Origin of the sequence: Ligilactobacillus aviarius (assembly GCF_001654615.1) — a bacterium.
In the GTDB taxonomy this organism is placed as follows: Bacteria; Bacillota; Bacilli; order Lactobacillales; family Lactobacillaceae; genus Ligilactobacillus; species Ligilactobacillus aviarius_B.
Genome location: NZ_LWUD01000016.1, coordinates 183234 through 191158 on the forward strand (window position 1 = coordinate 183234; position 7925 = coordinate 191158).

Below are 7925 nucleotides of genomic sequence, written 5' to 3' on the forward strand. Positions count from 1 at the left end.
ATGGCAGCAAAGATGAATGCGACGTGCATTATTTGCGGAAAACACTATTCAGTGATGGAAGGTTTTTACCTGCGAAGTTTGGGTCGCGATTTAACTCAGCAAATTAAAGAAGAGTATTCAAATGTCAAACCATCCTCGTTTATTTGTTTAAACGATTTGCAACATATTCGGTTAAGCAACCTTGAGAACATGATCAATGAGGATTTAGATTCTAACCGGAAAATCAATGATGCCCTTGAGAAAAACCTCAACAGTAACCACTACGTTGTTAAGAACACCAACAGTATGAAATTGACCCGCGGGCAAAAGATTGCGGATGCCTTAGCTAAGTACGCCGGAAGTTGGGGCTTTATCATTGCTTTTTGTATTTTCCTGTTTGTGTGGATGTCGGCGAATACGTTACATATTTTTGGAATTCACTTTGATCCGTATCCATTTATTTTGCTGAATCTGTTCTTGAGTTGTTTGGCAGCTTTACAGGCGCCAGTTATCATGATGAGTCAAAACCGGCAAGCTGAACGTGATCGGTTTGACGCTGAAAACGACTATAAGACGAATCAAAAGACGGAAATGGAATTGCGGAACTTGCATAAAAAGGTCGACCAATTGAATGAAGTTCAATGGCCGCACTTATTGGATATCCAAAAAACAGAAATTGAAGTTTTAACGGAAATTGAATCTGAATTGCAACAAATGAAAATTAAGCAGAATGAATTAATTAAGGCGCGGCAACATCAGACGCGTCATCGTTCGCGACAATGATGAAGGTGTGACAAAACGTCAAAAACGAGCGTGATGGAAGCAGAAAAACGAACGAATCGCGGAGCATAGATTCGGAGTTTTTTGAACTTCCATGTAGTTCGTTTGTTTTGGAACCCGATTATGCAAATATAGCAAAAGAGGCTGTGAATCTTTGTCACAACCTCTCTTTTTTAGCAGTGAGTGATATTATAAAAGGTTTTAAGAATTTAATTAGAATAAGAAAAGGTAGCCACTGCATAACGGTTATTTTATCTCAAAAATGAAAAAATTCAATAGAATTTAATAACTATTGTGAAAGTTATGGGAAAATCATATATTTAAAAGGCTTTTTATTATGATATTCGGGTCAAATAGGATATACTTAAGATGTAATCAAGGAGGGATTGGATTATGAATAAAGATTATAAAGAATTAATTTCAGATTTAACAGCAGATGTTGAACATGTAAATCAACGCATCAAAGAACTCGATAATATCACTGATAAAGAAGATTTACCGGAAGATGAAATGGAATTAATCGATCGTCAAGAAAAGGTAATGAAAGATTACGCTGATGTAATGATGGAACGGATCGAATTATACAAGACACGTGATTAATTTGAGAGGTTAAATCAAAAAAGACGAACTTTCACAAGTTGAAAGTTCGTCTTTTTTTGTTTTGATATTCGGATAATTATCAAAAGTTGATTATTTCTTGGCTTTTGATGAAGAAAAGTAAACTTTATGGCTTCGCGGAAATTCTCTTCCGAATGAAGTCTTGATTTGACGTTTGGCGTTTTGGTCATTGAGTTCAATATCAAGTTCTTTATAACCGGTTTCCACCAATCGGGCTGAATCTTCCGTCAATTTAATGGTTACTGAGCGATCTTTTTTGAAGGTATAAAACTCAAGCAGGTCAAACCGTCTTTTCTTTAAATTGGTAACCGCCGTCTTCTGGGCCTGTTTTAATTCGACTAATTTCATTTCGTATTACTTCCCACCTAAAAAATGTTCTAAGTCATGCGTAAAGTCTGCTTTTACGATGTTGGTCGTTAAGTAGACGATTTTAACTCGGTTTTCGTCCCGAATAAACGCAACCCGCACTGGTGGTAATTGAGGGGGATTAACGCGGCATTCGTAACATTTATTGCCTTCAACTTCGATCCGGGTTGCAAGTTTGACCTTCGCGAAGTCCGTGTCCATTTGCCGGGTTAATTGTTTTTCGATTGTTTTTTTGATTATTTTTTCTTGATGCCGGTAGGTCTTAAAGACTTTCCGACAACCTTTTGAATCATAGCTGAATTGATAATTTGCCATGAAAATCCTTCCTTTATTAACTGATACTTCAATTTTAGCATTGATTTTAAAATTTAACTATTGATACCCCTTTTAGGGCAATAAGGCTTTTTAATAACATAATTGAAAATTTTCAATTAAAATGGAAATGAAAGTAGGGAAATTTAATGAATAATTTATTGAATCAAATCAAAATGCTTACGGAACAGGTAAGTCAGAAGTGGAATGAAACGGATAGCCTTGTGAGTCAGACCGTTACGCAAATGGCTAAATTAAATTTGGAACTAACGGCAAATTTCTTTGAATTGCTTGAAAAAGGGTATCCGATTGCCGCGCGGATCGTGGCCCGGCCCGTATATGAGCGCAGTATGTTTTTGCAATACATTTTGCACGATCGGCGTGAAATCAGCTCGCGGGCATTGCTCTTCTACCATTCAAGTCGGTTACGGCAATATTTGTGGTTAGGTTACATTTTACGCGATCCCGAATCATTTAAGGGTTATGCTGAGGAATATCAAACCTATCAAAAACAAAACCAAAAGATGATCCGCAGTCAAAAGAAATCGATGAAGAAGTGGGTCAGTGAACAGATTGAAAATGAAAAACAGGCATTCAACCGCATTGAAGAGCTTGTTAAATACTGCGACATTGAACACTTTGACAAGGATGAGCGGCGGAAAACATGGTACCGGCTTGATCCGGAAGTCTTTGGCGGAAAGTTGAAGATTTCAACGTTGTCAGACGTTTCAAAGTATGTCTTAAATGACAAGCAAAATTACTATTATAATCTGTTTTACGGGATCGATTCCTTGTTCACTCACGGGTACTTAATCGCAGACATGCTTGATGCGCAGGTCAATGAATTTAAAGTGGCGTTGTTGACGATGTGTCTTGGAAACTTGAATAGTTTGACAAAGTTTCTTGAACTCGATGACGCTCAGGCGCAACAATTAAAGACACTGAATCGCAAAATCAACCAATTGCGCGTTGCCAAGACGCCAATGAACTTAAATGAGTTTAAGGAAAAATTAGATGATCAAAAGTTAGCTGCCAAGTTTAAGGCGCAAATTCAACAAAACTTTGATGCTTACCGTTATCTTGCAGATCATCAGCACAACTACGCATTGCATGTCCTTTTACGGACGATCAATGAACAGATCATGAGTTGGAAATGGATGAATCAGGATCATCCTGAAAACCGGATCAAGATGTTTACGCTGACAAGTCAGATTCAGACGATTTCAGACTTGTACCGGTTAAGTATTCCTAACTCAGCGGAACAGGATACCTTATCGCATTTGCGGCGGGACAAGAAGGATGAGTACGATGAACTTGCTCAGGACGTGATGCGCGAACGGACATACCGCAAAGATAAGCAGAAGCGGCGCTGGTTCGTTCTTGAAAGCGACCAGCAAACCGTGCATTCAATGCATCAACTGGAACATGTTGTTCTTGAAGATGAAGGAGAATTTGCTTACTTGTACGCCAATGGCTTCTTATCAGTTCATGTTCATGGCATCAACCTTGAACTTCCGTTTATCCTTAATAAGAGGCCGGTATTTCTCTTAGGCGGGGTCGACGAAACGCATACTTGCCACCAAGTTGTTCAAAAGTTATGGCAGTTATTTCAATCAAAGGATGATTAATTAATGAAAGTTGTTAGTCGAACGGCGGTCCGCGTTCAGCTTGAAAAAAGCTTTAAGGCATATTCAAGTTGTCACGCAACGCTGACCAATTACAAACAGGATCGGCGAATTGATATCATTAAGAATAAAGACGATTTTGTTTATCGTGAAAGCGGATTTGAACGAATTCGCAAAAAGAATTTGAACAAGGCGAAAGTGATGAATCTTGTTCAAAAACAAATGGAAGTTGAATTTCCGAATAGTAAGAAAATTTACTACTTAATTAAATAAACGGTTTTTGAATTTTATAGTTTGCTTTTAGAACTCAATTATCCAGAAATAGTTAATAGGTTATGGCAAGTGTCATAACCTATTTTTTAACCTTTTTGTAATCCAAAATGTGCTAGCGAAATTTTTTAATTCGTGGTACGGTCAAAATATTAGGTAAAAAATTAATTATGAAAGGAGCCATTTTATGATTCGAATTTTAGCGAAATCGGTTCGTGAAAATAAAAAATATTCGATCATTGCGCCAATTTTGGTATTTTTCCAAGCAATGACCAACGTTGCGGTTCCGTTCTTGATGGGCGATTTGATCGATAAGGGAATCATGAAAGGCAATTTAACATATATTTGTCATCTTGGATTGCTCTTACTACTGCTTGCCCTTGCAGGAATCATCGCCGGAACAACTGCTAGCTGGCTTGCCGGAAGGGCAGCGGCTGGGTTTTCAAAGAACCTGCGGCATGATCTATTCAATCATATTCAGCAATTTTCATTTGAAAATATTGATAACTTCTCAAGCGCAAGTTTAGTGACGCGGTTGACAACCGACACTAATAACTTACAGCAGGCGTACCAAGGGATGTTACGGATCGCCGTGCGGGCACCATCCGTAATGATTTTTGCATTCGCAATGGCTTTTGTCGTGAGTGCAAAGATGGCCCTGATCTTTGTAGTTGTCATTCCAATTCTGACGCTTGGATTATTCGCAATTATTAAAAAGGCGCGGCCGTTATTTCATCAAGTTTTCCAACGTTACGATGTGTTAAACCAGGTCGTACGAGAAGATGTTCGCGGAATTCGAGTGGTTAAATCTTACGTTCGGCAAGCAACCGAAAAGCAGAAGTTCAATGATGCGGCTGATGGAATCTACGATGTTTTTCTGAAAGCTCAACGGACAATGGCCTTGAATGCACCGTTAATGCAGTTTGTCGTTAATGCAACGATGCTGCTTTTATGCTGGTTTGGCGCGAAATTGATCGTTGGTAATCAACTTCAAGACGGACAGCTGATCAGTATGTTTTCATATACCATGCAGATTTTGATGAGCTTAAACATGTTGTCAATGATTTTCAACCAATTATCAATGGCTGAAGCATCGGCATCGCGGGTCGTCCGGGTTCTGAAAGCGCAGCCGTCGATCGAATCACCTGCAAATGGTGTTCAAACCGTTAAAGATGGCACGGTTGATTTTGATCACGTTAACTTCAGTTATGACCATGATCCGCAAAAACTGCAGTTGCAGAATATTAACTTACACCTTAAAGCAGGCGAAACGCTGGGAATCATTGGAAAAACCGGTTCAGGAAAGTCAACTTTAGTTTCATTACTACCGCGGTTATATGATGTAACTTCCGGTGAAGTTCGGCTTGGCGGAATCAATGTCCAGAATTATGGTTTGAAGACACTTCGGGACAATGTTTCCGTTGTATTGCAAAATAACGTCTTGTTCTCCGGGACAGTCAAAGATAATCTGCGGTGGGGCAATCCGCATGCAACGGATGAACAGATCGTTCAAGCATGCAAGTGGGCCCATGCCGATGAGTTTATTCAAAAGCTCCCGGATGGCTATGATACAATGCTGGAACAAAACGGGACCAACGTTTCTGGCGGGCAAATGCAACGGTTATGTATTGCGCGGGCATTGCTTAAAAATCCGCAAGTATTGATTTTGGATAATTCGACAAGTGCGGTCGATACGAATACAGATGCGCAGATTCGGCAAGCCTTTCGCGAAGAGTTGCCGCATATCACAAAAATCATTATTAGTCAGCGGATCTCATCGATTTCCGATGCTGATCAAATTATCGTGCTTGATCACGGGAAGATCACTGCCCAAGGAACGCATGCTGAACTGTTGAAATCAAGCAAACTTTACCATGACATTTATGAATCACAAAATTATCAAGGAGGTGAGCACCATGGCGAAGCCAATTCGTAAACGCGGAACGTTAAAGGAAAACTTGCCAACGTTGAAGCGGCTTTTAAAGTTGATTTTTACTTCGCACCCGGTGATTTTGCTGATGGCGTTTGTTGGAATCATTGTTAACGCTGCCGCCGGGGTATGGGGCTCACTGTTTTTACAACGGTTGTTTGATGATTACATCACGCCGTTAGTTAAGAGCAGTAATCCGAATTTCATTCATTTGATCCATGCATTGCTGATCATGGGCGGAATTTACCTGCTTGGCGTTTTGGCCGCCGCCCTGTATACCCAATTGATGGCGGTTTTAGCGCAAAAAATTCAATTAAGTTTGCGGAAAGAAATGTTTGCGCACATGCAAACCTTAGCGATCAGCTATTTTGACCGTAATAATTTCGGCGACTTAATGAGCCGGTATACCAATGATATCGATGCGTTGTTGCAAATGATCATGCAAAGTTTCCCGCAATTTGTCAGTGCGCTGTTTAACATCGTGTTTGTTACTGCCGGGATGCTTTATTTGAGCCCATTTTTGACGATCGTTTCATTCGTGATTTTTGCGATCAGTATCGTTTTCCTAAACTTCTTAAGTAAGCGCAGTTCAAAATATTTCAATCAGCAGCAGGAAACCATTGGGGCGCTTGATGCTGAAATTGAAGAAATCTTGAACGGTCAAAAGGTTGTTAAGGTCTTCTCGCATGAAAAACAAGTTGAAGACCGGTTTAACAAGTTGAACGATGATTGGGCCGAAGCTTCTGGCAAAGCAAACGGCTATGCAACGATGCTGTTCCCGTTCATGGGCAACTTAGGAACGATCTTGTATGTTTTGATTGCGATTATTGGCGGTTTCTTGACGTTAAAAGGCTACTCAGCTTTAACGCTGGGAACGATTGCGGCTTTCTTACAGCTCAGCCGGTCATTCAGTCGGCCAATCGCTCAAATTTCGCAACAGTTAAACAACATTATTTTAGCCCTTGCCGGCGGAAAACGGATTTTTGAGTTATTGGATGCCCAACCGGAAGTCGATGATGGAACCGTTGACCTTGTCCGGGTAACCCGGCAAAACGGCCAGTTAGTTGAAACTACCGATTCAAGTCATGATGAATGGGCATGGAAAGATGGCTCCAAGTATGTTCCGTTACAGGGAAAGGTTGACTTTCAGCATGTTGATTTTGGTTATTTCAAAGACAAAACGATTTTGCATGACGTTAACTTAAAGGTCAAATCGGGACAAAAGGTTGCTTTGGTCGGTCCAACTGGAGCGGGTAAAACGACAATTACCAGCATGTTGAATCGGTTCTATGAAATCGATCAAGGGCAGATTACTTACGATGGAATCAACATTCAACGAATCAAGAAGGAAGCCCTGCGCCGTTCACTTGGAATCGTTTTGCAACAAACCAACCTCTTTACGGGGACGGTCATGGAAAATATCCGTTACGGACGGTTAGATGCAACCGATGATGAAGTCGTGGTAGCTGCCAAACTGGCGAATGCCGATTCATTTATTCAAGAATTGCCGCACGGGTATCAAACCGTGATTACCGGCGATGGCTCAGATCTATCACAGGGTCAACGGCAAATGTTATCAATTGCGCGGGCGGCTTTAGCTGATCCGCCAGTCATGATCCTTGACGAAGCCACTTCAAGTATTGACACCCAAACCGAACGCAAAGTTCAAGGGGCAATGGATAACTTGATGAGAGGGCGGACGAGTTTTGTGATTGCCCACCGGTTATCAACGATTTTTAATTCAGATTTGATCGTGGTTGTTGAAGATGGAAAAATCATCGAACAGGGCAGTCATGAAGAATTGATTGCTCAACGAGGAAAATATTTCCAATTATATACTGGTGCGTTAACATTAGAGTAGATGATTAGAAAGCGTAATGGTATTAAGTCAATAATAAATTAATTTGATGTACCACTATGTTTCTTGTTTTTAGGCGCACTCAAATAAGACTAGCCTAAAATCCTAAAAATTTTAGGTTGAGAAGGATATGCGCATTGAATAAAAATTATTTATTCAGTCTCTTTAGCCTCCTTCGGTGGCATAT

Annotated in this window: 8 protein-coding genes; 6 read left to right on the forward strand and 2 right to left on the reverse strand. The window is 40.3% G+C overall.

Going from position 1 to position 7925, the window contains the following annotated elements; genetic code table 11:
• On the forward strand, nucleotides 1-762 hold the full coding sequence (locus A3O17_RS03880) for a DUF1003 domain-containing protein (protein ID WP_057827445.1): 762 nt from the start codon (nucleotides 1-3) through the stop codon (nucleotides 760-762).
• Between the two features lie 390 nt (nucleotides 763-1152).
• A complete protein-coding gene (locus tag A3O17_RS03885; protein ID WP_057827446.1) occupies nucleotides 1153-1359 on the forward strand; it encodes a crAss001_48 related protein in 207 nt (68 codons plus the stop codon).
• A 90-nt stretch (nucleotides 1360-1449) separates the two neighbouring features.
• Here the strand turns inward: A3O17_RS03885 and A3O17_RS03890 are convergent, their stop codons facing one another.
• Both A3O17_RS03890 and A3O17_RS03895 read right to left on the reverse strand, forming a co-directional pair.
• Complete coding sequence (locus A3O17_RS03890; RefSeq protein WP_057827447.1) at nucleotides 1450-1725, reverse strand: hypothetical protein; 276 nt, start codon at nucleotides 1723-1725, stop codon at nucleotides 1450-1452.
• A gap of 6 nt (nucleotides 1726-1731) precedes the next feature.
• On the reverse strand, nucleotides 1732-2058 hold the full coding sequence (locus tag A3O17_RS03895; protein ID WP_064208382.1) for a hypothetical protein: 327 nt from the start codon (nucleotides 2056-2058) through the stop codon (nucleotides 1732-1734).
• Between the two features lie 146 nt (nucleotides 2059-2204).
• Here A3O17_RS03895 and A3O17_RS03900 point away from each other — a divergent pair, with 146 nt between their 5' ends.
• From A3O17_RS03900 to A3O17_RS03915, 4 genes are all read left to right on the forward strand, one after another.
• Nucleotides 2205-3683, forward strand: a complete 1479-nt coding sequence (locus tag A3O17_RS03900; protein WP_064212994.1) for a DUF5677 domain-containing protein — start codon at nucleotides 2205-2207, stop codon at nucleotides 3681-3683.
• Nucleotides 3684-3686: 3 nt separating this feature from the next.
• On the forward strand, nucleotides 3687-3953 hold the full coding sequence (locus tag A3O17_RS03905; protein WP_057827450.1) for a hypothetical protein: 267 nt from the start codon (nucleotides 3687-3689) through the stop codon (nucleotides 3951-3953).
• A gap of 184 nt (nucleotides 3954-4137) precedes the next feature.
• A complete protein-coding gene (locus A3O17_RS03910) occupies nucleotides 4138-5886 on the forward strand; it encodes an ABC transporter ATP-binding protein (protein WP_064212995.1) in 1749 nt (582 codons plus the stop codon).
• A complete protein-coding gene (locus A3O17_RS03915; protein WP_064212996.1) occupies nucleotides 5867-7741 on the forward strand; it encodes an ABC transporter ATP-binding protein in 1875 nt (624 codons plus the stop codon). Before A3O17_RS03910 ends, A3O17_RS03915 begins: the two co-directional genes overlap by 20 nt.
• The last annotated feature ends 184 nt before the right edge of the window (nucleotides 7742-7925 follow it).